24 protein-coding genes are annotated in these 26,729 nt (G+C 43.1%); 17 read left to right on the top strand and 7 right to left on the bottom strand.

The genetic code is table 11. From position 1 onward, the window contains the following. Positions 1-150 precede the first annotated feature (150 nt). Positions 151-1,485 (bottom strand): argininosuccinate lyase, encoded by a 1,335-nt coding sequence (argH, locus tag AC59JO_RS12500; RefSeq protein ID WP_497305646.1) that lies wholly within the window; start codon positions 1,483-1,485, stop codon positions 151-153. A gap of 307 nt (positions 1,486-1,792) precedes the next feature. On the opposite strand from argH, the gene AC59JO_RS12495 reads away from it, so the two are divergent. The 9 genes from AC59JO_RS12495 (at position 1,793) to AC59JO_RS12455 (ending at position 12,163) form a co-directional block, all read left to right on the top strand. Continuing rightward, the gene (locus tag AC59JO_RS12495; protein WP_497305644.1) at positions 1,793-4,462 is read left to right on the top strand and encodes an alpha-L-rhamnosidase; all 2,670 of its coding nucleotides are present in this window, start codon (positions 1,793-1,795) and stop codon (positions 4,460-4,462) included. A 136-nt stretch (positions 4,463-4,598) separates the two neighbouring features. After that, positions 4,599-5,243 (top strand): START domain-containing protein, encoded by a 645-nt coding sequence (locus AC59JO_RS12490; protein ID WP_413666514.1) that lies wholly within the window; start codon positions 4,599-4,601, stop codon positions 5,241-5,243. Between the two features lie 363 nt (positions 5,244-5,606). Further along, positions 5,607-6,347, top strand: coding sequence for a (Fe-S)-binding protein (locus AC59JO_RS12485; RefSeq protein ID WP_413666513.1), 741 nt, complete (start codon positions 5,607-5,609; stop codon positions 6,345-6,347). Next, positions 6,344-7,732 (top strand): lactate utilization protein B, encoded by a 1,389-nt coding sequence (locus tag AC59JO_RS12480; protein ID WP_413666512.1) that lies wholly within the window; start codon positions 6,344-6,346, stop codon positions 7,730-7,732. Before AC59JO_RS12485 ends, AC59JO_RS12480 begins: the two co-directional genes overlap by 4 nt. Continuing rightward, positions 7,729-8,322, top strand: coding sequence for a LutC/YkgG family protein (locus AC59JO_RS12475; RefSeq protein ID WP_413666511.1), 594 nt, complete (start codon positions 7,729-7,731; stop codon positions 8,320-8,322). The genes AC59JO_RS12480 and AC59JO_RS12475 overlap by 4 nt, the downstream gene beginning before the upstream one ends. Positions 8,323-8,666: 344 nt before the next feature. After that, entirely contained in the window at positions 8,667-9,404 is a 738-nt protein-coding gene (locus tag AC59JO_RS12470; protein ID WP_497305641.1) for an SDR family oxidoreductase, read from the top strand. 81 nt (positions 9,405-9,485) lie between these two features. Beyond that, positions 9,486-11,027 (top strand): DHA2 family efflux MFS transporter permease subunit, encoded by a 1,542-nt coding sequence (locus tag AC59JO_RS12465; protein WP_413666509.1) that lies wholly within the window; start codon positions 9,486-9,488, stop codon positions 11,025-11,027. 30 nt (positions 11,028-11,057) lie between these two features. Next, the gene (locus AC59JO_RS12460; RefSeq protein WP_497305639.1) at positions 11,058-11,660 is read left to right on the top strand and encodes a TetR/AcrR family transcriptional regulator; all 603 of its coding nucleotides are present in this window, start codon (positions 11,058-11,060) and stop codon (positions 11,658-11,660) included. Between the two features lie 113 nt (positions 11,661-11,773). Beyond that, positions 11,774-12,163 (top strand): response regulator, encoded by a 390-nt coding sequence (locus tag AC59JO_RS12455; protein WP_497305637.1) that lies wholly within the window; start codon positions 11,774-11,776, stop codon positions 12,161-12,163. An 83-nt stretch (positions 12,164-12,246) separates the two neighbouring features. Here AC59JO_RS12455 and AC59JO_RS12450 read toward each other — a convergent pair whose 3' ends face one another. After that, positions 12,247-12,708, bottom strand: a complete 462-nt coding sequence (locus AC59JO_RS12450) for a DUF4268 domain-containing protein (protein WP_497305635.1) — start codon at positions 12,706-12,708, stop codon at positions 12,247-12,249. Positions 12,709-13,067: 359 nt separating this feature from the next. On the opposite strand from AC59JO_RS12450, the gene AC59JO_RS12445 reads away from it, so the two are divergent. Then, on the top strand, positions 13,068-13,355 hold the full coding sequence (locus tag AC59JO_RS12445; protein ID WP_413666505.1) for a DUF3892 domain-containing protein: 288 nt from the start codon (positions 13,068-13,070) through the stop codon (positions 13,353-13,355). A 54-nt stretch (positions 13,356-13,409) separates the two neighbouring features. Here the strand turns inward: AC59JO_RS12445 and AC59JO_RS12440 are convergent, their stop codons facing one another. Beyond that, positions 13,410-13,766 (bottom strand): nuclear transport factor 2 family protein, encoded by a 357-nt coding sequence (locus AC59JO_RS12440; protein ID WP_497305633.1) that lies wholly within the window; start codon positions 13,764-13,766, stop codon positions 13,410-13,412. 191 nt (positions 13,767-13,957) lie between these two features. Here AC59JO_RS12440 and AC59JO_RS12435 point away from each other — a divergent pair, with 191 nt between their 5' ends. The 4 genes from AC59JO_RS12435 (at position 13,958) to AC59JO_RS12420 (ending at position 16,150) form a co-directional block, all read left to right on the top strand. Beyond that, positions 13,958-14,449 carry a hypothetical protein gene (locus AC59JO_RS12435; protein ID WP_497305631.1) on the top strand — a complete coding sequence of 164 codons (492 nt, stop codon included), beginning with the start codon at positions 13,958-13,960 and terminating at the stop codon, positions 14,447-14,449. An 18-nt stretch (positions 14,450-14,467) separates the two neighbouring features. Next, positions 14,468-14,965 (top strand): hypothetical protein, encoded by a 498-nt coding sequence (locus AC59JO_RS12430; protein WP_413666502.1) that lies wholly within the window; start codon positions 14,468-14,470, stop codon positions 14,963-14,965. Between the two features lie 102 nt (positions 14,966-15,067). After that, positions 15,068-15,640 (top strand): Crp/Fnr family transcriptional regulator, encoded by a 573-nt coding sequence (locus tag AC59JO_RS12425; RefSeq protein ID WP_413666501.1) that lies wholly within the window; start codon positions 15,068-15,070, stop codon positions 15,638-15,640. Between the two features lie 72 nt (positions 15,641-15,712). After that, the gene (locus AC59JO_RS12420; RefSeq protein WP_413666500.1) at positions 15,713-16,150 is read left to right on the top strand and encodes a carboxymuconolactone decarboxylase family protein; all 438 of its coding nucleotides are present in this window, start codon (positions 15,713-15,715) and stop codon (positions 16,148-16,150) included. Positions 16,151-16,220: 70 nt separating this feature from the next. Here AC59JO_RS12420 and AC59JO_RS12415 read toward each other — a convergent pair whose 3' ends face one another. Next, positions 16,221-16,397, bottom strand: a complete 177-nt coding sequence (locus AC59JO_RS12415; protein WP_497305628.1) for a hypothetical protein — start codon at positions 16,395-16,397, stop codon at positions 16,221-16,223. Between the two features lie 189 nt (positions 16,398-16,586). Between AC59JO_RS12415 and AC59JO_RS12410 the strand changes: the two genes are divergently transcribed. Together AC59JO_RS12410 and AC59JO_RS12405 are read left to right on the top strand one after the other, a co-directional pair. Beyond that, entirely contained in the window at positions 16,587-17,087 is a 501-nt protein-coding gene (locus AC59JO_RS12410) for a DUF3859 domain-containing protein (protein ID WP_413666498.1), read from the top strand. Positions 17,088-17,166: 79 nt separating this feature from the next. Further along, complete coding sequence (locus tag AC59JO_RS12405) at positions 17,167-17,517, top strand: nuclear transport factor 2 family protein (protein WP_497305626.1); 351 nt, start codon at positions 17,167-17,169, stop codon at positions 17,515-17,517. Positions 17,518-17,683: 166 nt separating this feature from the next. Here AC59JO_RS12405 and AC59JO_RS12400 read toward each other — a convergent pair whose 3' ends face one another. Further along, positions 17,684-19,639 (bottom strand): sialate O-acetylesterase, encoded by a 1,956-nt coding sequence (locus AC59JO_RS12400; protein ID WP_497305624.1) that lies wholly within the window; start codon positions 19,637-19,639, stop codon positions 17,684-17,686. A gap of 788 nt (positions 19,640-20,427) precedes the next feature. Here AC59JO_RS12400 and katG point away from each other — a divergent pair. Further along, positions 20,428-22,704: a catalase/peroxidase HPI gene (gene katG, locus AC59JO_RS12395; protein WP_497305622.1), complete on the top strand. Its 2,277-nt coding sequence runs from the start codon at positions 20,428-20,430 to the stop codon at positions 22,702-22,704. Between the two features lie 331 nt (positions 22,705-23,035). On the opposite strand, the gene fbp is transcribed toward katG, so the two are convergent. Both fbp and ppsA read right to left on the bottom strand, forming a co-directional pair. Continuing rightward, on the bottom strand, positions 23,036-24,082 hold the full coding sequence (fbp, locus tag AC59JO_RS12390; RefSeq protein WP_413666494.1) for a class 1 fructose-bisphosphatase: 1,047 nt from the start codon (positions 24,080-24,082) through the stop codon (positions 23,036-23,038). A 79-nt stretch (positions 24,083-24,161) separates the two neighbouring features. After that, positions 24,162-26,615, bottom strand: a complete 2,454-nt coding sequence (gene ppsA, locus AC59JO_RS12385) for a phosphoenolpyruvate synthase (protein WP_497305620.1) — start codon at positions 26,613-26,615, stop codon at positions 24,162-24,164. Positions 26,616-26,729 lie beyond the last annotated feature (114 nt).

Below are 26,729 nucleotides of genomic sequence, written 5' to 3'. Positions count from 1 at the left end.
TACCTTTTTGATTCGTTTGATTTCACCGATGCGCCTACCATAAATGGGGTGTCATGCTGAGGAACGAAGCATCTTCTTCGCTTTGTATAGCAGCTCAGCCTATCTAAGAAGATCCTTCGCTATCGCTCAGGATGGCAAATTATAGCTTTTCTATTCAACCAATCCTTTTATTGCCTGCTCTACCTTTCCGAAATCAAAATTATTGACCAATTTATCAAACGATGCAGAAATATGTTCGTTACCCAAATTACCGATGCTGCCCTCATGGGTATGGTTCACCGTTTTATCGGGGTTAAAATCACCTGCTTCAATAGCTAAACCAACCTGCTTGTAAGCATCGCGGAATGGTGTGCCGCTTAACGTTAAACGGTTCACTTCCTCCACACTAAACAGGTATGCGTATTTAGCGTCGTCCAGGATATCTGTTTTTATCGTGATATTTTGCAGCATGAAGGTTGCCATTTGCAGGCAGTGTTTCAAATCGGCAAAAGCAGGGAACAACAATTCTTTCAATAACTGCAGCTCGCGGTGATAGCCTGATGGCAGGTTAGTGGTCATCATGGCTACATCGGTAGGCAGTGCTTGCAGGCGGTTACATTTGCCACGCATAATTTCCCAAACATCGGGGTTCTTTTTATGCGGCATGATGCTGCTGCCGGTAGTCAGGGCGTCAGGGTAACTCACAAACGAGAAATTCTGGCTCAGGTACAGGGTTTGATCCATGGCCATTTTAGCCAGTGTTGCAGCTATAGTTGATATAGCTTGTGCAATGATCCGCTCGGTTTTACCACGGCCCATTTGCGCGTAAACAACATTATAATTCAGGTTGTCAAAACCTAAAAGCTGTGTAGTTAAGGTACGGTTAAGCGGAAACGACGATCCATAACCGGCAGCCGACCCCAGCGGATTTTTGTTAGTGATACGATAAGCAGCCAAAACCAGTTCAAGATCGTCAACCAGGCTTTCGGCATAAGCGCCAAACCACAGGCCGAATGATGATGGCATGGCCACCTGAAGGTGGGTATAACCCGGCAATAAAACATCTTTGTGTTTATCACTTAATTCGATAAGCAGGCGAAACAGGGTTTCGGTACTTTCAACAACTTCCTGTAACTGACTGCGGAAAAATAATTTCAGATCAACCAAAACCTGATCGTTACGGGAGCGGCCACTGTGGATCTTTTTGCCGGCATCACCTATGCGTTGGGTTAATAATAACTCAACCTGCGAGTGCACATCTTCAACATGCTCGTCAATTTTAAAACCGCCTTTAGCGATATCGGCATAAATATTTTTCAACTCACGCTGAACAAGCTCCAGATCGGCGCTGTCCATCAGCCCTACGCTTTGCAACATGCGGGTGTGGGCCAACGATCCTAAAACATCAAACGCCGCCATTTGCTCATCAAATTCGCGGTCGCGACCAACAGTAAAGTTTTCAACCAGTTCGTTAACGTTGGTAGTTTTTTGCCATAGCTTGCTCATGGTGCAAATGTATAAATTATCTGAACCATGATTTATGGGATTTAAGGATTAACAGGATTTTTTGTCTGAACCGAGATTTGGGGGGATTTATCGGATGGACAGGAGTTTGTCTGAACCGGAATTTTTGGAATTAATGAATTATCAGAAAATGAAAAATTCGATAAATTCCCAAAATTCGTTTAATTCGAGTTCAGACAGAAATAAGACAGTACAGGATGGCAATCTCAATCCATCCAATTAACATTGTTGATTGTGACAACATATTACAGCCTTTGGCCAATATTGTATAAACCGCTATCTTAACCACATGAAACACCCTTTATGTAAGCCATTGCTTAGCATTGCCTTATTATGCTGCTCTTTTTCTATATCACAAGCTCAAACGCCCGGGGCTGCAGGTCTTAAATCGGAATATCTTGTAAACCCGATAGGTATCGACAATGCGCATCCCCGTTTAACCTGGCTCATGAATGATAAAGCTCAGGGTGCAGCCCAGAGTGCCTATCAGCTTTACGTAGGTACCGATTCGGCTGCCATTTCAGCAGGCAAAAGCAACGCATGGGCTACATCCAAAATTGCTTCATCAAACAATCTTGTTATTTATAGCGGCCAGCAACTAAAACCTTTTACTAAATATTACTGGAAGGTTCAGCTTTGGGATCAGGCAGGTAAAAAGCTTGCCCCGTCAGCTATAAACAGCTTCGAAACCGGCATGATGGGGATGCAAAACTGGGAAGGCTCATGGATCAGCGATAATAAAGGAATAGCAGTAAACCCAGCGCCCTATTTCCGCAATACATTTAAGGTAGCTAAGCCTATCCGCTCGGCAAGGGCTTATATCGCGGTTGCGGGTTTGTATGAGCTCTACCTTAACGGTAAAAAGATCGGTAATCATCGGCTTGATCCAATGTATACCCGGTTCGACAGGCGTACGCTTTATGTTTCATATGATGTTACGGCTCAATTACAAAACGGCAAAAACGCTGTTGGAGTATTGTTAGGCAACGGCTGGTATAATCATCAGAGTACGGCTGTATGGTTCTTCCACCAGGCACCATGGCGCGGTCGCCCCGCATTTTGTATGGATTTGCGGATCACTTATACCGATGGTACGGTTGAATCTGTAAAGTCGGGTACAGATTGGAAAACCTCACTTAGCCCCATCATTTTCAACAGTATTTATACTGCCGAGCATTACGATGGCAGGCTGGAACAACCGGGTTGGAATACCGCCAATTTTGACGACAGCAAATGGAAACCGGTCATTAACCGCTCGGCCCCATCCATGAATATCGTATCACAGGCCATGCAGCCTATCCGCGCGGTTGATACCATCAGCACCAAAAGTGTTACCAAACTTGATAGCGATGTTTGGGTATTTGATATGGGCCGAAATATTTCGGGCGTAAGCCAAATTACGGTTAAAGGTGATTCAGGTACGGTGATCCGCCTGAAACATGCAGAAAGATTAAATAAGAATGGCCACGTCGATCAGTCAAACATCGATCTGCATTACCGTCCAACAGACGATAAAGACCCTTTTCAGACCGATATTTTCATTTTGGGAGGTAAAGGCCAGGAAACTTTCTCTCCTCGTTTTAACTACAAAGGGTTTCAATATATAGAGGTAAGCAGCAGCAAACCAATTCAGATTGGCAAAGAAAACATCAAGGCATTTTTTATGCACAGCGATGTGGAGCCTATTGGTACGGTTAAAGCTTCAAACCCAACTATTAATCAAATCTGGACCGCCACCAACAACAGCTACCTGAGCAACCTTTTCGGCTACCCTACCGACTGCCCGCAACGCGAAAAGAACGGCTGGACAGGGGACGCCCATATTGCCAGCGAAACAGGCTTATATAACTTCGATGGCATCACCGTATACGAAAAATGGCTGGCCGACCATCGTGATGAGCAGCAGCCTAATGGCGTACTGCCGTCTATTATCCCAACTGGTGGCTGGGGCTATGAATGGGGCAATGGGCCCGACTGGACAAGTACCATCGCCATTATTCCGTATAACATTTATTTGTTTTATGGCGATAGCAAACTACTGGCCGACAGTTATAATGCGATTGAAAAATATGTAAACCATATTGATGAGCTTTACCCAACCGGCCTTACCACCTGGGGCTTGGGCGATTGGGTACCTGTAAAATCAGTTTCGCCGGTTGAACTTACCTCATCTGTTTATTATTATACCGATGCCAGCATCCTGGCCACAGCGGCTAAAATATTAGGTAAACAGGCCGATTATATAAAATACTCGGCATTGGCCAACAAAATCAAAAATGCCATTAATGCTAAATATTTAGATACTACTACCGGCATCTACGGCAAAGGCCTGCAAACAGAGTTAAGCGTACCGCTTTACTGGGGTGTTGTGCCCGAAAACATGAAAAATAAAGTTGCGGCCAATTTGGCCAAACGTGTTGAAGCCGATAATTTCCATTTGGATGTAGGTATATTGGGCGCCAAGGCCATCTTAAGCGCCCTAAGTGATAACGGGTACCCGGATGTAGCTTACAAAATAGCCTCGCAGGAAACCTTCCCGTCATGGGGCTGGTGGATGGTGAACGGGGCTACCACCCTTTATGAAAATTGGCAGATAGATGCAAAATCTGATATTTCCCTTAATCATATCATGTTTGGGGAAATTGGTGCCTGGCTGTACAAAGGCATTGCAGGTATCCATCCCGATCCTGAACATCCTGGCTTTAAAAACGTACTGCTGCAACCACATTTTGTACCGGGTTTAAATGCATTTAGCGCTACTCACAAAGGGCCTTCCGGTAACATTGTTTCATCATGGCAGCGTATCAATGGTGCAGTAACTTATAAAGTAACCGTACCTGCAAACTCAAGCGCAACAATCACCTTCCCGGCAGGTAAAGTTTACCTTGCTGGCAAGGCAATCGGCAACCCTGCATTGTACAAAATAAATGCGGGCAGTTATGTGTTCGAGGTAAAATAATATCGCCGCAAATGCCATAGTATTTTCATATTTTAATATCTGCGCATATCAAATGACCATTTACTGACAGGCCGGGGCAACCCCGGCCTGTTTTTGTATATAAATTTGTCACACCTTATTTACAGTCACTGATACCATGCGCAGGATATTATCTATCGTATTTTTATTATTTGTTGCAAAATTTGCCGTAGCGGGACCTGAAGAGCCATGGTCATTAAGTACCGACAAGGAAGGCATCAGGGTTTATACCCGCCATATTCCCGATTCAAAGATCAAAGCCATTAAAGTAGAATGCACTTTTAACGCTACAGCTGCACAGTTAGTAGCCGTTTTGATGGATATTAAAACCTGCGCCGAATGGGTTTATCATACCAAATCGGCAACTGTCATTAAAGAAGTTTCTCCTTCAGATATATATTATTATTCGGAAGTAAACATACCCTGGCCGGTACATAACCGCGATTTTGTAGCACATTTAAAAGTTACGCAAGATCCCAAAACCAAAGTGGTTACCATCGACGCTCCGGTTATATCAAACATGGTACCTTTAAAGGATGGTATTGTAAGGGTCGAAAATTCGACTGGCCGCTGGGTGATTACGCCTGTTGACAGCAGCCACGTAAGCATTGTTTACACCCTGCACCTTGATCCCGGAGGCTCGGTACCTGCCTGGTTGATCAACATGTTTGCAGCACAAGGCCCTACCGAAAGTTTTAAAGGTTTGAAAAAGCAACTTCAGAAACCTGCTTATAAGGATGTGAAGTTGGCTTATGTGCAGTAAGTTCCTCTGCTCCCTAATTCAGTTTGCAGTCTTTTGTCTGAACTCGAATTAAGCGAATTAAAGAATTTATTGAATTTGCATGTTAGTTCGGTGCGAAGAAGATTCTGCCAATTCCTTAATTCCATAAAATTCGAGTTCAGACAAAAATCCTGTATTCCGAAAAATCCCCCCAAATCCTGGTTCAGATAATCTGCAAATAAACGTCAACATTTTGCAAATAAAATTGAAAACTCGTATCACACTTAGCTGTACTTTCGATGTTGGTATATAAGCGTTTAATTTGCCGGCAGGATACCAAAGGATAGTTGTGCAAATTATAAACGCTAATATTGCTTTAACCAATTTAAAGTAAACGTGTAAACGATGAGAGTTGCTTTGTTTGTTCCTTGCTATGTTGACCAGTTTTACCCCAAAGCGGCTATTGCCACACTGGAGTTACTGGAGAAACTTGGCTGTGAGGTCCACTACCCTAAAAATCAAACCTGTTGCGGACAACCGATGGCCAATTCGGGCTATGAGCATTTAACCGGCGGTTGCAATAATTTATTTGTCGATAATTTTTCGGGATACGATTATATCGTTTGTCCTTCGGGAAGCTGTACGCTGCACATCAAAGAGCATTTACATGCCGATGGAAAAGAGGAAAAGGCAACCGAGATCCGCAAAAAAGTTTATGAGCTTACCGAGTTTTTGGTTGATGTATTGCGGGTTAAACAACTTTCGGCCAGTTTCCCTTACCGGGTTGGGTTACACCAGAGCTGCCATGGGTTACGCGGATTACGCATAGCCCAGATGAGCGAGCTGGTTGCCGAGCCCTTCAGCAAACCGGCTCAACTACTTGATATGGTAAACGGGCTTGAACTGGTACCACTAAGCCGTCAGGACGATTGCTGCGGTTTCGGCGGTACGTTTTGCGTGGTTGAAGAAGCTGTATCGGCAAAAATGGGAAAAGACCGTGTGGCAGATCACGTATCGCATGGCGCACAATATATCACTTCGGCCGATCTTTCTTGCCTTATGCACCTCGAAGGCATTTTACGCCGTCAAAACAGCGATGTTAAAGTAATTCACGTAGCCGAAATTTTAAACCACAGCATGCAATGAGTACCGCTACTACCAAAGATCACCCGCATTTAGCTGCCGATTTTAACCGCGATGAACCCCGTGTAAACTGGCACGATGAAACCCTATGGTGGGTGCGCGCCAAGCGGGATATTGCAGCCCACAAACTCCCCGAATGGGAATTGCTGCGCGAAACGGCATCGCAAATAAAATTTAACGTACTCTCCAACCTGAGCAGCTACCTTGAGCAGTTTGAGGCTAACGCTATCAAAAATGGCATCATAGTGCACTGGGCGGCAGACGCTACTGAACACAACCAGATTGTACACAGCCTGCTTGAGCAAAAGGGCATTACCAAAATGGTAAAAAGCAAATCAATGCTTACCGAGGAATGCCATTTGAACGAATATCTGAAAGAACAAGGCATTGATGTAATTGACTCTGACCTTGGCGAACGCATTGTACAGTTGGCCAATGAGCCGCCAAGCCATATCGTACTGCCTTGTATCCACAAAAAAAAGGAAGAAATAGGCGATATTTTCCACGAGCATTTAGGCTCAGCCAAAGGCGAATCGGACCCTAAAATATTGACCGAAACTGCCCGTCAGCATTTACGCGAGGTGTTTTTAACCCGTCGCGCGGCGCTTACCGGCGTTAACTTCGCAGTTGCCGAAACGGGTGAGTTTGTAATTTGCACTAATGAGGGCAATGCAGACATGGGCGCACATCTGGCCGAGATCCATATTGCCTCGATGGGTATTGAAAAGCTAATTCCCGAAAGGAAACATCTTGGGGTGTTTTTACGCCTGCTTACCCGCAGTGCTACAGGGCAGCCAATTACTACTTACTCAAGCCACTTCAGCAAACCGCAGGATGGCACGGAAATTCATATTGTTATTGTTGACAACGGTCGCAGCATTCAGTTGGGACGTGAGGAGTTCCGCAACTCATTAAAATGTATCCGATGCGGTGCTTGTATGAATACCTGTCCGGTTTATCGTAAAAGTGGTGGCCACAGCTATCATACTGCTGTCGCCGGGCCAATTGGCTCTATCCTGGCACCCAATCTCGATATGAAAAAATATGCCGATCTGCCATTTGCCTCTACCCTATGCGGTTCGTGCAGTAATGTGTGCCCGGTTAAAATAGATATTCATGACCAGCTATATAAATGGCGGCAGGTAATTGTTAAAGAAGGCTATTCGCCCAAAGCAAAAACCATGGCTATGAAGGCTATGGCCTTAACACTGGCATCGCCTACTTTGTACCGTATGGGCGGCAAAACCGGGCGGCTGGTATTTAAATATGCCCCGTTTGCAGTAAATAACAAATTAAACCCATGGTATAATCAAAGGGAAATGCCAAAGGCGCCCGATGAATCATTTGGTGAATGGTATGCCAAAAGGAAAGGAGCAAAAAACTCATGAGCCGCGAAAAAATATTAGCCGCTGTAAAATTCAATCAGCCGCCGGCTTTGCCATTGCCTGATATGAAGGTGCTGAATACGCTAACCGATATCAGAACTGAATTGGTGTCGAAATATAAAACCATCGCTACAGCAGGCGGCAGCTTTGTTTACGAGGTAAGTGGTTTTGATGAGATCAAAGCCATCATCAATAATGAATTTAAAGCCGGCGTAAAAATCATATCGGCCCTTGATGAGCTAAGCGATTATATTTATGCTGAAACCGTAAAGCACGAAGACGGCCACAACTTTGCCGATGTGGAGCTAACCGTACTCCGCACCAACCTTGGCGTTGCCGAAAACGGCGCACTTTGGCTTACTGAGAAGGATATGGGCAGCCGGGTACTGCCTTTTATTGCCCAGCATTTGGCAGTAGTAATTAGTAAAGACGATTTTGTGCCAACCATGGCCCAGGCCTACCAGGTTATTGGCGATGCTGAGTACGGCTATGGCGCGTTTATATCCGGTCCTTCAAAAACCGCTGATATTGAACAATCCTTAGTGATTGGCGCCCATGGGCCGAGGAGTTTATCGGTTTTTATACTGTCGTAAACAACTATTCAAAACTCATGTCATTGCGAGCGTAGCGTGGCAACCGCACGAAAGCAGAGCCGCCCTGTATAGCATGCGATTGCTTCGTCGTTCCTTCTCGCAATGACATATTTTTCATTACTGGCGCTCGTTTGCAACGAGTGCGTAACGTGGGTTTGCGTTTATAACGCGACCGGCGGTACAATCGCTAAACCATATTAAGCGCTCGTTACAAACGAACGCAAGACTGCCACCCACCATCTTCACCCTAAAAATCAACAATTTACAACGATGACAAATGGATGATACAAAAATATACCGATTGGTATATTTTTGTACTGTCAAAACTAATGACACTCAAAAACATGAAAAACTCACAAAATACAGTACTTATCACTGGCGGTAGTGCCGGTATAGGTTTTGAAATTGCAAAACAACTATCAGCTAAAAATAACCATGTAATTATTATCGGTCGCAACCAGGAACGCCTGGATAAAGCAGGCGCTCAATTACAAAATGTAACCGCTATTAAAGCAGATATCTCAAATGCAGATGACGTAGAAGCATTAACCGCAAAAGTGAAGAAAGATTTCCCTCAGCTAAATGTAGTGATCAACAACGCCGGTGCAGCGTCAATCAATGACTTGCTTACTACACCTAACGTTTTTGAAAATGCACAAACAGAAATGTTTACCAACTACATTTCAGTAATCCGCCTTAATGAAAAATTGTTGCCTGTTTTGCAACGGCAAAGCGAAGCAGCTATCGTAAACGTATCATCAATAGTTGCGTTTTTACCGGGCAAACAAACTGCTACCTACTCTGCAACTAAAGCCGCGCTGCACTCATACACCATATCATTACGTGCCGCTTTAGAAGATACTAACATCAAAGTATTTGAACTAATGCCTCCACTGGTTGATACCGAATTTTCGGCAGAGATTGGCGGTCATAACGGTATCCCCGCCTCACAAGTTGCTGATGAATTTGTAGCAGGCTTTGAAACCGATAATTACGAGATCCGCGTTGGTGGTACAGAGCCATTCTATCGCCTGTTCCTGTCAAACCCAGCCGAAGCTTTGAAAGCCCTTCACCAGAGATAATTTTCTGGATTAATTTTTTCGCCCTAAAAAATACCGATTGGTATTTTTTAGGGCGATTATTAGTTTCTAATTCATATTCCAATGAAAAAAAGCATCCTCATCATTACCGTTATAGCCGCCGCTATTATGGAATTGATAGATACCTCCATCGTAAACGTTGCCCTCTCGCATATGAGCGGTAACCTTGGCGCCACGCTTGAAGATACTTCCTGGGTTATTACGGCCTATGCTATAGCCAATATTATTGTAATACCCATGACCAGCTTTTTAACCGCAAAGCTTGGCCGCCGCAATTATTACATTGGCTCTATCATTGCGTTTACCTTCTTTTCGGCCATGTGTGGACTGGCCTCAAACATCTGGACACTGGTCGCTTTCCGCTTTTTGCAGGGTATTGGCGGCGGAGCTTTATTATCAGTATCGCAGGCGATTGTGTTCGAGGTTTACGGCAAAGAACGAGTGAGTATAGCCAGTGCGCTGTTTGGCGTGGGGGTGTTTTTAGGCCCAACAATTGGCCCTACACTTGGTGGTTTCATTACCGAAAATTATACCTGGCCCTGGATCTTTTACATCAACATTCCTATCGGTATTGCTGTCACCGTATCAAGTTTATTACTGGTTACCGAGCCCGAAATAAAGGCTAAAGTAAAGAGTGTGGACTGGTGGGGCATTCTCCTGCTCATTATAGGTATAGGCTCCCTCCAAACCGTATTGGAACGTGGTGAAACTGACGATTGGTTTTCGGCAGGGTATATTATTGTGCTTACTATAGTTGCCGTCATTAGCCTTAGTACATTCATTTGGTGGGAGCTTACAACCCAAAACCCGGTTATTGATTTGAGGGTACTAAGAAGCAAATCGCTCGCGGTAGCTGCTATACTGACTTTTGTAACCGGGTTCGGATTGTTTACATCCGTATTCCTTACGCCAGTGCTGGCGCAAAGGGTATTACTATTTCCACCTACCATCACCGGGCTTATTCTGTTACCGGGTGCAGTGCTGGCCATTGTGGGCTTGTTATTTTCGGCCACATTGTTAAAAAGAGGCGTATCTCCTTTGATCATCATCACCGCGGGGTTCGTTATCTTCATCAGCTTTACCTGGCAAATGTCGCACATGAACCTGGAGGCAGCACCCGGTGATTTGGTTGGCCCACTAATTTACAGGGCCATGGGCATTGCCTTACTAACCGTTCCGCTTACAGCCCTGGCAGTATCAGGGCTCGAACCTAAAGATATACCACAGGGAACTGCACTAAATAACATGATGCGACAATTAGGGGGCTCGTTTGGTATTGCGGTTATCAACACCTATGTGGCGCAACGTTTCGGATTGCACCGCAATGACCTGTTATCAAATATCAATATCTTCAATGATCAAACTACGGCGCGGATAGCTAAGCTCAGCAATTATTTCAGCAGCCGGGGTTTTTCATCATTTGACGCACATAACAAAGCCATTGCAGTTATTGATAGCACTATCAACAGGCAATCATCATTGCTGAGCTACCTGGATGCTTACCTGTTTTCGGGATTGATATTTTTACTGGCTATGCCGCTGCTGTTCCTGGTTATCAACCGCAAAAAACAAACCCGGCCGGTTGTTATTGTAAGCGATCACTAAAAACTAAATACCAGTTGGTATATTTGTATTATGGAAAACGAATTGTCAAAAGCCGAACGTACACGTCAATTCATTATTGAGCGTACCTCTCCTGTATTTAATAAAAAGGGGTATGCCGGTACATCCCTTTCCGATCTTACCGAAGCTACCGGATTAACCAAGGGTAGTATTTACGGTAACTTTAAAAATAAGGAAGAAGTAGCTGCCGAAGTATTTGAGTATAACTCGGGCAAGGTGCGTAAACAGATCCAGGAGCGGATTCAGCGGGCTACCAGCTATCATGATAAATTATTGGTTTATGCCCAGGTGTATCACAGTTTTACCCGGGGGGATTTTATCCCCGGCGGCTGCCCTATCCTGAATACGGCTGTTGATGCCGACGATACCAATCCATTATTGAAAGATAGAGCTGCCAGGGCTGTTATCCGTTGGAAAAATGGTATCGAAAACCTTATTAAATCAGGTATTGAAGCGGGAGAATTAAAGCCCGAAATCAATATTACAGAAACGGCTTTAAGTATGATAGCAATGATTGAAGGCGGCATTATGATCTCTAAAGTAACTGATTCGCCTGCCAATCTTGATATAGTTTTGGCATCTGTTCATAACCTGGTAGATAACCTGAAGCTGTAAATAATAACAATATTTATAGCTTCAGGTTGTGACTTGATTGTTACAATAATTGGTTATAACTTTGAAAACAAAAGAAACGCTCCCCGCGTTATCTGCTTTACCAATTATTAATTATGTCAAAAAAAATATTGATCCTTGATGATAGCGAGGATATTTTGGAAGTGATGAAAGATGCTCTTGAAATGGAGCACTATGAAGTTGAGGTACTGAACTATACTGATGACATATGCAAGGCGGCCCTATCAGCTAATGCCGACCTTGTAATTTTGGATTACATTTTGTTCGGTATAAACGGTGGCGAACTTTGCCACATGCTAAAAACCACCCCGGCGACGGCGCACATCCCGGTGGTAATGGTATCGGCCTACCCGCGTGTGCTTGAATCATTAGGTAACTATGGCTCCGATGCTTTTATTGCCAAGCCTTTTAACCTAAGCGATGTTATTGACACGGTTAACCATTGCTTTTGGGCAGCGGGTGATGATGTAGCACATATGGCGTAAAGATTCCTTACGTCCTAAACTTACGAAGTTTTAAAAACTTCGTAAGTTTTTCGCCCGTATTCGTTCATTGAATTTTATTCGATCTACCTGAACAAATCAAAACTATACTGCGCCGTACTCCAAAACTCATCGAGCGCAATAATTCGCGGTTTAAAGAAAGAGATCAATGACGGCCAGTCCTGCTGATTAAACACGCTTACGCCGGGCAGGGTTTTAACAATGCGGCTCACCGTTTTACCATATTCATCGGTAGTATGCAACTGCCAATCCCATTCTTCATCAAGCTGACCGTTGAGGACATTTTTTAATTCAATAAACTGATCAAACATCAATTGCTGAATGTCTGCATCAGGGTGGCTCATTTCAATAGCTATAAAAGCCGACTTTTTATCGGCCTCCATTTTAAAATACAGGTGTTTGATACCTGTTTTATAATTAACCCAGTTGGTACGCAAGCCATCGGCAGAAAGCTGGGGTTTGAGGTATTGTCCAAACGCCGTCCAGAAAGCCTGTTTTAATTGAGTTGCCTGTTCTTTAGAATACAAATTTGTGAAAATTAATAAAGGGGTAAAAGTAAGGGTTTTAAAATTAAACGATGTAAAGCTTTATACTGTGCGATGCCGAAGAATCTTCGGCTATCAACGAAGTCGCAATGTAGGGACGAAGGATCCTTCATTTCTACCCACAACATAATAAAAATGGATGTCATGGGTAGCCTGTCGAAGCATGGCGGGCAAGGCCTCTGCGCCCGCCCCTTCGACAAGCTCAGGGTGACAAGCCCTTTTTGTATAGATGTCATTTCACTTTAAAATTTCAACGGATTTAATTACTCGTTATACCGATATTTTATAGTTTCAATAATCTTATCTAATAAACCATATCTTTACCCATATACATATATTTTATGGCAAGCTATCAGGTAAACTGTATTGATAAACCCAAAGCATCAAGCACTCTCGAGCAAATAACCCACATCGGTTATTACGAATCGTTAGACAGGCCAAGGGTGGTGATCTCCGTTGCCGAAGCCGTAGCCCGTATTGAAGCCAACAGCCAGGCTTTTTATGTAAGTACCGAAAGGGGCAAAACCTACCTTACCGTAGTAAAACCCGAAAACGGCGGCAAAAAACATCTCCGATCCCTAACCGACAGGGCCGGTATCGATAACTTGCTGACATTGGAAGAAGTTTAACAACCCAGCCCAGCAACCTTTCGCCTTTAACCTTTTACCTTTCGCCTCCAAAATCTATTCCTTTTTATCAACTATGTACGAAGTAACTTTTTTCACTTTATCATTTTCAAGCTCATAAATATCGGCATAATACATAGCCATGTCTTTGCCATTTTTATCTCTGCACTGAACAAGGCCGTCAACAGCAATGGTGTTACCCTCCACAATAATATGCCCCTTGGTTGATGAAATCATTTTTACATCTTCCATCCCGCCTAAAAATTGTGCCACTTCGTTCTTCCCGTTCATAATAGTTATGGACGAGCCTTTCATAGTCCATATTACGTCCTCGGCAAAAAGGTTTAGGATCTTTTCAACATCATTATTATCAAAAGCGTCGATAACCTGTTGTACAATTTCTTTAGTTGTCATGATAGATTGATTTTGTTTAGCATAAAGTTAGACCTTATATCACGAGAATAAAGGGGGGCAAAAATGACATTATCAGGGTGCTTTATGACTGATAGCGGGTGATATTCATATCCGGCAAACAACAATAAAATCACGTTTCAGATTTTGCGTTTATTATTTAACTTGGTACAACAAAATACCAGCCATATCACATGATCAGTAAACAACCACAAAATCAAACCCCGGCGGCTATCGTAAAAACACTTAATATTATACATATGGCCCTCGCAGCAGGCCAGATTTTATTTGCAGCGGTTACATTTATAATTCCTAAAAGCCAGGAAAAAGGTGGAGCCAATGATATGCTAATCTATATTGCACCCGTTTTAGCCATTACTTGTTTTATTGCCGGACATATCCTTTTTCTAAAACTTTTAAGCAACATCAGAAGAGAAACCCCACTGAAAGCAAAACTCATTGCTTATCAATCGGCTACTATTATCAGGCTCGCGTTACTTCAAGGCCCTTCATTGTTTAGTATTATAGGCTTTTTATTAACCGGTAAGCTTATTTTCCTGGCCATAGCAGGAGCCCTTGTTGCCTATTTCATTTACGTGCGCCCCGGCAGGCAAAAAATTGAAGATGACCTGAATTTAGATTATGAAGAGAAGGCAGAACTTGAGGGAACTGATAAAGTTTATTGAATTATCTTTCTTAAACACATGAAATCTAAATTCAATTTTTGGCCAAAGTTTCTTCTGCTGACGTGCCTGTTTTTGAGTATTGTGATGGTTGCATATGTTTTCGTTTATTTTGACCGCTTTTTTGCCCATGATAAACCCTTTCATTTCCTAACATTCCCTTATATTATTTTTAATGTCACTATCTGTAGTTTGATAGGGCATCAATTAAATTATAAAACGCATAAAATTATAATTAATGAAAATACCATAATAAGGGTCCGCAGATTTGGCTTTGGTTTGAAGAAAGTTTATAAATTCAATGAAATTGCAGGATTTTCAACCTATTCTATATCTGACAAGAAAAATGCAAACGAATACTTATACCTGATTGCAGGCGATGAAAAGGTAGCGAAACTATCAACCTATTATCACCAAAACTACCATGAATTAAAATCGTTAATGATTCAGCATCAAATTCAAAACTTAGGAAATGAACGATGGGCGATTTGGAAACACCTCTCGGAGCGAACTATTTGAGTTTTGATATAACGCTTATTTTGACCAGGATACTTATAAATACCGATTAGCTTAAATCAATCTAATTTAAGAAATTTGTGCCGATCAATCCCTGCCTGATATATGTATCCCGAACTCATCAACCACATTAAACGCTATATTCAACTATCTGCGACTGATGAGGAAAACATATGCCAACATTTTGAATTAAAGAAATTTAGAAAGAAGGAGTTCATTTTGGAACCGGGCAAACTTTGTGCAGGTAACTACTTTGTAACCAAAGGCCTGGTTAGGCAGTACTTTGTCAACAATAAACTTAACGAGCAAATCATTCAATTCGGCCTGGAGACCTGGTGGATAGCCGATCAGGACAGCCTACTCAACCATCAGCCGGCAACTACTTACATCCAAACCATTGAGGCTTCAGAGCTGCTGTTGCTCACCGAAAAAAACCGTATAGCATTATTTGACGCCGTACCGCAGATGGAAAGTTATTTCCGGATAATGATGCAAAAAGCCTTTATAGCATCGCAACGCCGCATAGGTTATATTTTCAATCAAAACGATGAGGAGCGCTACCGGCATTTCACAGGCTTGTTTCCAGGTTTTGTTCAGCGGGTGCCTCAATATATGCTCGCCTCTTATTTAGGCTTCACCCCACAGTTTTTAAGTCGGCTCAGGGCTAAGAAAATCTGATTTTCTTAAACTCAGTCCATTTTTTGAGGGCATGTTTATCACCAACTTTGTGTTAACAAAAAAGAAAAAAACATGAACCGTTTAAAAATCAACACCGCCGAACCTGCTGCATACAGGGCTATGATTGCCCTTGAAAAATACATTGAAAGCACTGAGTTAACCACTCGTCATAAAGACCTGATCAAAATCCGCGCTTCACAAATCAATGGTTGCGCCTTCTGTGTGGATATGCACACCACCGATGCCCGCAAAGCCGGCGAAACCGAACGCCGCATCTATAACATCAGCGTTTGGCACGAAGCGCCTTTTTTTGATGAGCAGGAACGTGCTATCCTGGCCCTTACCGAAGAGGTAACCCTGATTACCGGCCGCGTATCCGACGAAACTTATAAAAAAGCCGCAGAATTATTTGACGAAAAATATTTAGCACAAGTGATTATGGCAATCATCACCATTAATGCCTGGAACCGCATTGGCGTAACTACCCAGCTTCAGCCACCGCTTAATTAATCCTTTTATTTCTGTTGTTTTGATCTTAAGCCGCCTGGTTATACCGGGCGGCTTTGTTGTTTAACTTAAACTAATCTGCCTCCCAGGCCATCATCAACGCCACTTCATAAGTCCCTAAAACATTGGCCGGATCATTGGCTATAATTTCGCGCGCCTGAGCTTCGCCATCAACTGTCGGTATGCTAAGGCTATAAACACCTTGCGGATCGAAAGCCGGGCCAAAGATGAGCACAACCTCTTCGTTCATTTTAACTTCAGATATGCTGAATGTGCTTTCATGATCATACGGCCATATTGTTAAGAAACGTCGGGCGGTTATAGTCTGTTTTATTATTAAATATTTTTTTATCCTGATAATTTTAGAATTATTTTTAATATTATAATACAATTATGCCCATACCAATTATTGCTTTACACAACCATAAAGCTTCACACAATGATCAAACCTTTATCACTTGGATTAATTGTATCCATGCTGCTTATTAGCTCATGTACAAACGCCCAGCACGCGATGGTGCATAAATTTGCAATTACCGAAATAAGCTATGGGATCTATACTTCAAAAATAGTAGCCAAAGAACCTATAGCCGGTTCGCCGACAGGTAACCATAACGTAACCCGCAATTCAATACTGATAAAACAGACACAAAGGGTCCCGGCCAAATTAGGCATTCAATTTGGGGCCGAATATAAAGTTGCTGCCGATGGAAACGATACTGTTCGCGTTGAAGTTGAATGGGTGTTTCCGGAAACGCATGATCCTGCCGGGAGAATCACAAATACAAGCCTAAAGTATCCCCTGGCTATACCTGCAAACATGGTTAATAACAGCAATTATACGCTCGAAAAAAAACAAGAGGTTTTAAAAGGGAGCTGGGTATTAAATATTTATCATGACGGCAAAATAGTTTACAGTAAAAAATTTGATCTGTATTAAAACTTCTGCGCAAAGCACTGCTTAGGAATAATTATTGATAGTTATATCAAATCATTTGTAACCTTAAATAATTATTCCTATGACAACAGAAGCAGGTGAACCCGTTGGCAGCGCCAATGATGTAGTGCTTTCCTTTGTAAAAGCATTAAACGATGAAGATTTTGCAGCGGCACGCAATTGCGTTGCCGATGATATGAAATTTATAGGCGTACTTGGCCAACGCGACGGCGCTGATGCTTATTTTGCCGATATGCAGCATATGAAGTTGAAATACGATATTAAACGCGTGTTTAGTGATGGCGACGACGTATGTATCTTTTATGATACCAATATGGGCCGTGCCACCATATTCAGCTGCGGTTGGTACCACGTAGTTGACGGTAAGGTGAATTCCATCAGGGTAATATTTGATCCGAGGCCTTTGCTGTAAGCCGCAAAAATAATATTGTCATTACTCAATTCGTGATAGCTTATATGTGATATGGCAGAGCGATTGAAGACTTACGAAGTTTTAAAAACTTCGTAAGTCTGTATTCTCCTATAGAGATCGCCGTAAAGCTACAAAGCAATGACGTTTTTTAAAACACTATCCTTTTTTACTTCCCTACCCAATTATCGGTACGGAAAGGTGAAGCCGGCAAACCAACGCCATTGTACAAAGTACTTACCGGGTTATTAGCCCAGGCGTACCTTGCTGCAACCGGGTTTGTAACATCCGGACTGCTCACGATAACCTTATCGCCTTTTATAACTGCGGTAGCCCAATGAAACTTCATATCCTCACCTGCAATGGCAAAGCCTTGCATATTTTCGCCGCCCTGCGCTTTTAAACCGCCATCGGTATAATTAAAGCTTAGCTCAATTTTATCACCGTCAATTTTTTGCGACTTATACATGGGCCCCGAATAGGGTTGTTTTTTATGGTAGGTTTTATCAAGGGCAACCAATGCAAGCCTGCGGCCAACTTCCTGTTTATTTTTGGGGTGGATATTGTCGGCCTCGCCAAGGTCAACAGCCACAGCCATGCCGGTGTTAGGCAATTCAAGTGTTTGTGTTTGCGCTTCTCTTAATTCGGCCCAACCAGAGGGGGCAGGATCAGCTTCACGTTTTTGCCAATTGGCTAATTGCACAAAGTAAAACGGGAAACTGCCCTGGTTCCAGGTGCTACGCCAGCCGTTTATCATGCCCTCAAACAGGTCCTTGTACTGCCCTGGCCTCCCTGTATTGGCTTCGCCCTGGTACCAGATAGCGCCACGGATTGCCATTGGTGTAAGCGGATTGATCATGGCATTGTACAATACGGCCAGCCTGTTCGGATTATCGGCAACAGGCATAGGTGGCAGGCTTTTTATGTTAAAACCTATCTTATAATCCCATGAACCGGCTAAAGACAGCTTTTCGCCCGATGCTGAAGTGAGCTGCATTTCGTCTACACCATACAAGCCGCCACCGCCGCCGCTGTCAAATACACGCACGGTAATAACAGCCTCTCCTGCTTGTACTTTCGCCGCTGGAATAGTATAATTTCTCGATTGTAAAAATCCATCGGTAGCGCCAATTTTTTCTCCGTTAAACCAGGTGATCTCGTTATCATCAATTTTCCCTAAACTGATCTTAACGTCCTGCCCAACCCAAGCTGCAGGAATACTGATCTTTTTGCGGAACCATACAACGCCATCAAAATCTCCTAAAGCACTTTTTTCAAAAAACTGGGGAAGCTGCATAGTTCTCCAGCCGGTAGTATCAGCATTAAATGCATTATTGTTATTGTACCCCCAATCGGCAGCAATAGCCTGTTTGTTCCAGGCATCCAATCTTTGCGCAAAAGTTGTTGCAGTTTCTGTTTTAGCAGTTTCCTGCTGTTGTTTAATCTGCTGACTGAAAACAGGATTATTGGTTAAAGCATTTTCATCGCTCCAGGCCTCAATCATGGTACCGCCCCAGTTTGTACTGATCAACCCGATTGGAATTTTTGCCTGCTTGTTAATTTCCCTGGCAAAAAAGTAAGCCACCGACGAAAATTCGCCGATAGTTTGAGGCGAGCATACCCGCCAGCCATCATTAGCCACTTTTAAACTGGTTTGCGGAGCAAGATTTGTTGCCTGAGATACCTGTAATAAACGGATCTCAGGGTAATTGGCATTAGCTATCTCCTCTTTATAATTATTAACCTGTCCCCAGCCCGCTACCGGCATTTCCATATTCGACTGGCCGGAGCAAACCCAAACCTCTCCTATCAACACATTATTTAATACCACCGGGTCGCTACCGTCGGTTATAGTAACCTGGTACGGCCCTCCGTACGATGGCGTTTTGATCTTTATTTTCCAATTACCATCAGCATCAGTAAGGGTTGTATAGGTTTTATTATTCCATGACGAAGTAATGGTTACGGTTTTACCGGCATCTGCCCTGCCCCAAACCCGGGCCATGGTTTTTTGCTGTAAAACCATGTTATCGCTAAAAACACCCGGCATGATCACTTTGGCGAATGCACCGGCATTAAGCAATACACTTCCGATTAGTATGGGTAAACACTTTTTCAGGTTCATTAAATTTTGTTTTAAGACTATAGGTTATTGATAAATTGACCGGCCCTAATTTAAGTGCTGTAACTGACAAATTAATAAACGTAACAGTAACATTTAACAAACAATTACTCATGCAAGACGAATCCAAGCCACATATAATATATCTGAAAGTATTTACGCTTATAAGTTTCAAAGAATAATTGAAAGAAGTCGCCCGATAAACAGGCTGCGTACGGAGGGATAATAAACAATGTGCTATCCCTGGTTAACACATTGTTTTTTTAACTAAAACTGTATTTTACAATGAAAATACCCATTAAAGAACTATCGGGAATATCGTTACAGACAGCGCCAACGCTGCCTGGTATGTTTTAAATTATACCTTAAATCTTTCAGCAAAATACCGCTAAACCAATCAGCCGGACACAGCCGTTAACATCTTCATATTTTCAATAAGACGATTTTGATCGGGTTATCGTTGCAGGATGGGATATATTTTTTCACCATTGATAAGATTAAGGTTATTACAAAACTAAACAATTCGTTAACAAAAAGATTAAAAATTGATTAGAAAAGTGTTTTTTACCTATTAACTAAGGTAAAATTAAAGTTACTTGCCGGTTTTTGTCTCCATAAATGGCATTTCTCCTTCCATTTTAACGATTCAGTGTCATTTAATCCTGTTATAGTTTTTAGCTATCAGCTTATAGAATTAATTGATTGTGATTGTTGAAGTTAACATCATAATTTTATAAAACTTAATACCCAACCAGGGGATTAAGCAGCCTATTCAATATATAAATATAATTATGGAAAACGGATCAAATGACATCAGTAAATGCCCGTTTCACAACGGCACAATGAAGCACAATGTTGGCGGCGGCGGTACACGTAACCACAATTGGTGGCCTAACCAGTTAAAGCTAAACATCCTGCGTCAGCACTCTTCATTATCAAACCCCATGGATGAAAGCTTTAATTACGCCGAAGCCTTTAAAAGCCTCGACCTTGAAGCTGTAAAAAAAGACCTTCATGCGCTCATGACCGACTCGCAGGATTGGTGGCCGGCTGATTTCGGCCACTATGGCGGTTTGTTTATCCGCATGGCCTGGCACAGCGCAGGTACCTATCGTGTAGGTGATGGCCGCGGCGGTGCCGGAGCGGGCTTACAACGTTTTGCGCCGCTCAACAGCTGGCCCGATAACGTGAGCCTTGATAAAGCCCGCAGGCTGCTTTGGCCCATTAAACAAAAGTATGGCCGCAAAATATCATGGGCCGATCTGATGATCCTTGCCGGAAACATCGCTCTTGAGTCAATGGGTTTTAAGACTTTCGGTTTTGCCGGTGGACGTGAAGATGCCTGGGAAGCAGACGAATCCGTATACTGGGGCTCAGAAACTACCTGGCTTGGCGGTGACGTGCGTTATGCACATGGTTCGCCGGGCGTACAGGAAGGCCATGGTGTATTGGTATCAGACGATGATGCCGATGGCGATATTCATACACGCAACCTCGAAAAACCGCTTGCTGCCGTTCAAATGGGCCTGATTTACGTAAATCCTGAAGGACCGGACGGCAACCCCGACCCGGTTATGGCTGCTAAAGATATCCGTGATACATTTGGCCGCATGGCCATGAATGATGAGGAAACTGTTGCGTTAATTGCAGGCGGCCATACATTTGGCAAAACCCATGGTGCCGCATCTGCTGATAATGTAGGTAAAGAGCCCGAAGCATCTGACATTGGAGCACAGGGCTTTGGCTGGCATAATGCTTATGGCTCGGGTAAAGGCGCCGATACCATAACCAGCGGCCTTGAAGTAACCTGGACCACAACGCCAACCAAATGGAGCAATAACTTTTTCGAAAACCTGTTTGGCTTTGAGTGGGAATTAACCAAAAGCCCTGCGGGCGCTCATCAATGGGTAGCTAAAAATGCAGAGCCCATTATCCCCGATGCTTACGATGCTTCAAAAAAGCATTTACCAACCATGCTCACTACCGACCTTGCATTAAGGTTTGACCCTGCCTATGAAAAAGTATCAAGACGCTTCCTGGAAAACCCGGATCAGTTTGCTGATGCTTTTGCGCGCGCATGGTTTAAATTAACACACCGCGATATGGGGCCAAGGGTGCGTTATCTTGGCGCCGACGTACCTGAAGAAGTACTGCTTTGGCAAGACCCTATTCCTGCTGCCGATTATGCCCCAATAGTTGAAAGCGACATTACTGCTTTAAAAGGAAAGATTTTATCATCTGGCTTAAGCATATCCGAGTTGGTTTCAACAACATGGGCTTCTGCCTCTACTTTCCGTGGTACCGATAAACGCGGTGGCATAAACGGTGGCCGCATTCGCCTGGCCCCGCAAAGATACTGGCAGGCAAATAATCCTACACAGCTACAAAAGGTATTGAACGTGCTTGAAGGCATTCAAAAAGATTTCAACGGAGCTCAAAAGGATGGTAAAAAAGTTTCACTGGCCGATTTGATCGCACTGGCGGGAACTGCGGCTGTTGAAAAAGCCGCTAAGGATGGCGGACACGATGTCACCGTTCCGTTCGCTCCTGGCCGTACTGATGCTTCACAGGAGGAAACCGATGTAGAATCATTTGGATATCTGGAACCGGCGGCAGACGGTTTCCGCAATTACCGTAAAACAAAACATCCGGTTTCTACAGAAGAATTGCTGATTGATAAAGCACATTTACTTAGCCTGACAGCACCTGAATTAACAGTGTTATTGGGAGGCTTGCGCGTTTTGAACATTAATTTTGACGGCTCGAAGCATGGCGTATTTACCTCACGTGAAGGTGTGCTTAGCAACGATTTCTTTGTAAACCTGCTTGATATGGGCACTGCATGGAAAGCAATATCTGCCGACAGGGAACTTTACGAAGGCAGCGACCGCGCTACCGGCGCAGTAAAATGGACAGCAACCCGCGCCGATCTTGTATTTGGCTCTAATGCTGAATTAAGAGCTATTGCCGAAGTTTACGGAAGCACCGACGGACAAGACAAATTTGTTAAAGACTTTGTAGCCGCCTGGACCAAAGTAATCAACCTCGACAGGTTTGATCTGGTTTAAGCATTACACACAAGCATAACGTTAGTTTATAAACACCACTAAGGCTGTATCATAATCTTGATACAGCCTTTTTTTGATTTATTCGGATACTTAAGCGATATATAATTTGAGGTTAACTCTACTGACAAAAAGGGGGTTAACAGGGTTAACAGAATTTAGCGTTAATATTTACATATATAACTTATAATCAATTGAATGTTGTTTATGCGAAAAATGTGTTAACCCCCTTTTTGTATAAATATTATCGGCCAAATTTCAATTCACAGGCGAAACAACACCAAGGGCAGTAAATTTGATTTACGACACAGCCTCTTTTTTATGCATGTTCGAGTTATATCAGTTCCATATAACTATAATCAACATTGGTTGTAATTGGCGAAAAGCGCCTCATCATCTCTTCGGCCTTGTTTACCATATTTTTTGAGCCGATAAAAATCCCTGTACGCTGATGAAGTTCGGTAACCTCCAGGTCCAAAATACGTTCGTATCCGTTGCTGGCTTTGCCTCCGGCCTGTTCAATGATAAACGCCATGGGGTTACACTCATAAATTAAACGCAGTTTCCCTTTCGGATCGCTTGCGTTGGCCGGGTAAATAAAGATCCCACCTTTTATCATATTCCGGTGTAAATCGGCCACCATCGACCCGATGTATCTTGCTTTAAATGGCCTGTTTGTTGTTACATCCTCCACCTGGCAGTATTTAATATATTTCTTTACACCATCAGGAAAATGAGAGTAATAACCTTCGTTTATAGAATAGATAATCCCATCATCAGGGATCCGCATTTTGGGGTGCGAGAGGCAAAACTCACCCAGCGAAGGATCTAACGTAAAACCGTTTACCCCTTTGCCGGTAGTGTAAACCAGCATGGTTGATGAACCATAAATTACGTACCCTGCTGCCACCTGCTCCGAGCCCCTTTGCAAAACATCTTTAATTGACGCCCTTCCATCTGTTGTTTTTCTGCGATAGATGGAGAAAATGGAGCCTACGCTGACATTTACATCGATGTTAGAGGAGCCATCCAAAGGGTCTATCGCTACAATGTATTTGGCATTTTTCGAGATCTCACTGTCGATGTCAATATATTCGTCACTTTCTTCAGATACCACCACACAACATTCGCCGCCCTGCTGCAAAGCCAGGATAAATTGCTCGTTAGCATAAACATCCAGTTTTTTCTGGTTTTCGCCCTGTATATTTATGGACCCGTTATCGAGGGTAAGGTCAGCCAGTCCTGCCCGGTTAACTTCCCTGTTAACAACCTTTGCCGCAATGCCTATATCTCTCAGCAGCCTGGATAGCTCACCTTTGGCGTATGGAAATTCTGCTTGTTTTTCAATGATAAATTGGCCTAAAGTTTTTACCGCTTTCATATAAATAAAGTTTTAATATTAGTACCGCTACTCGGATTGAGTAGCGGCAGTTAGCATTAGTTAATAGATTTCTCGTTTGTCAGGCAGATAGGCACAGCCGTTTCGCCTCTTCAATTTCATTCTCTATCTTTTTGATAGCCATTACTGTTTTGAAAAAAGAATCGGGCGTAACGGAGATACTATCGATCCCCTCTTCTACCAGGAATTGGGCAAAATCAGGATAATCAGATGGCCCCTGCCCGCAAATGCCCACTTTTATACCTTTTTTCTTTGCAGTTTTTATCAGCGATGAGATCATAAACTTTACGGCGTCATTACGCTCGTTATACAAACCGGCCACTAAGGACGAATCACGATCAAGCCCCAATACAAGTTGGGTAAGGTCATTGGAGCCAATTGAAAAGCCATCAACATAATCGGCAAACTGTTCGGCCAAAATCACATTGGATGGTACCTCAGCCATCAGGTATACTTCAAGCCCGTTTTCGCCGCGTTTCAGGCCGTATTCGTTCATAGTTTCGTATACCAATAAAAGTTCGTTAACTGTGCGGCAAAACGGGATCATTACCACCACATTATCAAGGCCCATCGTTTCACGCACCTTTAAAATGGCTTTACATTCCATCCCAAAAGCTTCCTTATATACCTTTGAATAATACCTGGATGCCCCTCTCCAGCCAATCATCGGATTTTCTTCGTTCGGCTCAAAATATTTGCCACCGGGCATATTGTAATATTCATTGGTTTTAAAATCCGAGAAGCGTACAATTACCTTATTGGGATAAAATGCGGCAGCTATCTTTGCTATCCCATAGGATAACTTTTCGATAAAAAAGGCCTCTTCACTGTCATAACCGAGCATAGCTTCCTCAATATGAGCCGTTAATGAAGCATCGTTCAGGTTCTTGTGCTCAAGCAGAGCCAGCGGGTGAATTTTTATATAGTTGTTAATGATAAACTCCTCCCTGGCAAGGCCCACGCCCTTTCCGGGATAATGAGCATAATTAAATGCTATTTCGGGCGATCCAATGTTCATCATCAATGGGGTCTCAATTTCAGGTAGGTCATTCAAATCATGTTCCCGCTTGGTAAATGCCACTATGCCGCTGTATATAATTCCGGCATCCCCCTCAGCGCATGAAGCGGTTATTTCATCGCCCGTTTTCAGGATTGTGGTGGCACATTCGCAGCCAACTATAGCCGGAACGCCTAACTCGCGGGCAACAATGGCGGCATGGCAGGTCCGGCCACCTTTATTAGTAATGATAGCCGATGCTTTTTTCATTACCGGTTCCCAATCAGGATCGGTCATGTCGGTAACCATGATATCGCCTGGCACAAAGTTTATTTCGTGGATATTTTGTTTTCCGATACCGGAGAGGTTATGCACTTTGCCGGTCGCTATTTTATCGCCAACGGCAATGCCTTTCAGCAAGACCCTGTCTGCTCTGTCCGGATCATTAATGCGAAATTCGGTAAGCAGGTTTACTTGTTTGCGTGAATGGATAGTTTCGGGCCTTGCCTGTACTATAAACAACCGGCCGCTGATACCATCTACCGCCCATTCAATATCCATGGGGCACCATTTGCCTTTCAATTTGGTATAATATTCTTCGATGATAATTACCCAGTTACTGAGTTGAATGACCTGATCATCCGACAAGCAAAACCTTGAACTATCCTCAACCAGGGTATCAATGATTTTTACGGCCGCCTCCCCCGGGGTTCCGTAAATCATTTTTTTGTGCTTTTTGCCCAGCTTTTTTTCGAGGATGGGCCTGAAACCGCTTTTAAGCAAAGGCTTGTAAACAATAAATTCATCGGGATTAACCGATCCCTGCACTATCATTTCACCTAAGCCGTATGATCCGTTAATGATTACAGCATCTTTAAAACCGCTTTCTGTATCTAACGAAAACGCAACCCCGGAAACACCTTTGTCTGAGCGCACCATTTTTTGAACACAAACAGAAAGCCCGACATTAAAATGATCATAGTTAAATGATTGCCGGTAGCTGATTGCCCTATCGGTAAATAGTGAAGCGAAGCAATTTTTTATGGCTGTTAATACGTTTTCTTCTCCTCTTATATTTAGATAGGTGTCCTGCTGGCCCGCAAATGAGGCATCAGGCAGGTCTTCTGCAGTGGCCGATGACCGAACCGCAACATCGGCAGAATGATCATTATATTGAATTGATAGCTCTTTATAAGCTTCAACAATCTCATTTTCCATGGCAGCGGAAAACCGGCCATTTTGGATAAGCGTTCTTATTTTACTGCCACAGGATAAAAGAACCTGCAAATCGGTAACATCTTTATCTTCAATAATATCCCTGATTTGCTTATCAAGCTGATTGTCTGCGATAAACTGGTAGTAGGCCTTACTTGTAATGACAAACCCGTCAGGAATATCAATTCCAAATTGAGAGATGTTCTGCATCATTTCTCCAAGTGACGCATTCTTGCCTCCTACTAACTCAATGTCACTTATTGAAGCGTCAATAAGTTTCATAGTAAATTTCTTTTCCTTCATGGCTAATATTTTATAAAAACGAAGTTAGCCGCTTAACAAACCGGTCAATGCTTAAATATTCACAACAAGTAATACTATATTCATAACATATTATCTATTTTTACTTTTTTATAT

This window comes from Mucilaginibacter sp. A5337, from assembly GCF_059690695.1.
Note: the sequence above shows the minus strand (reverse complement) of the source record. Positions and strands in the feature narration are given on the sequence as shown.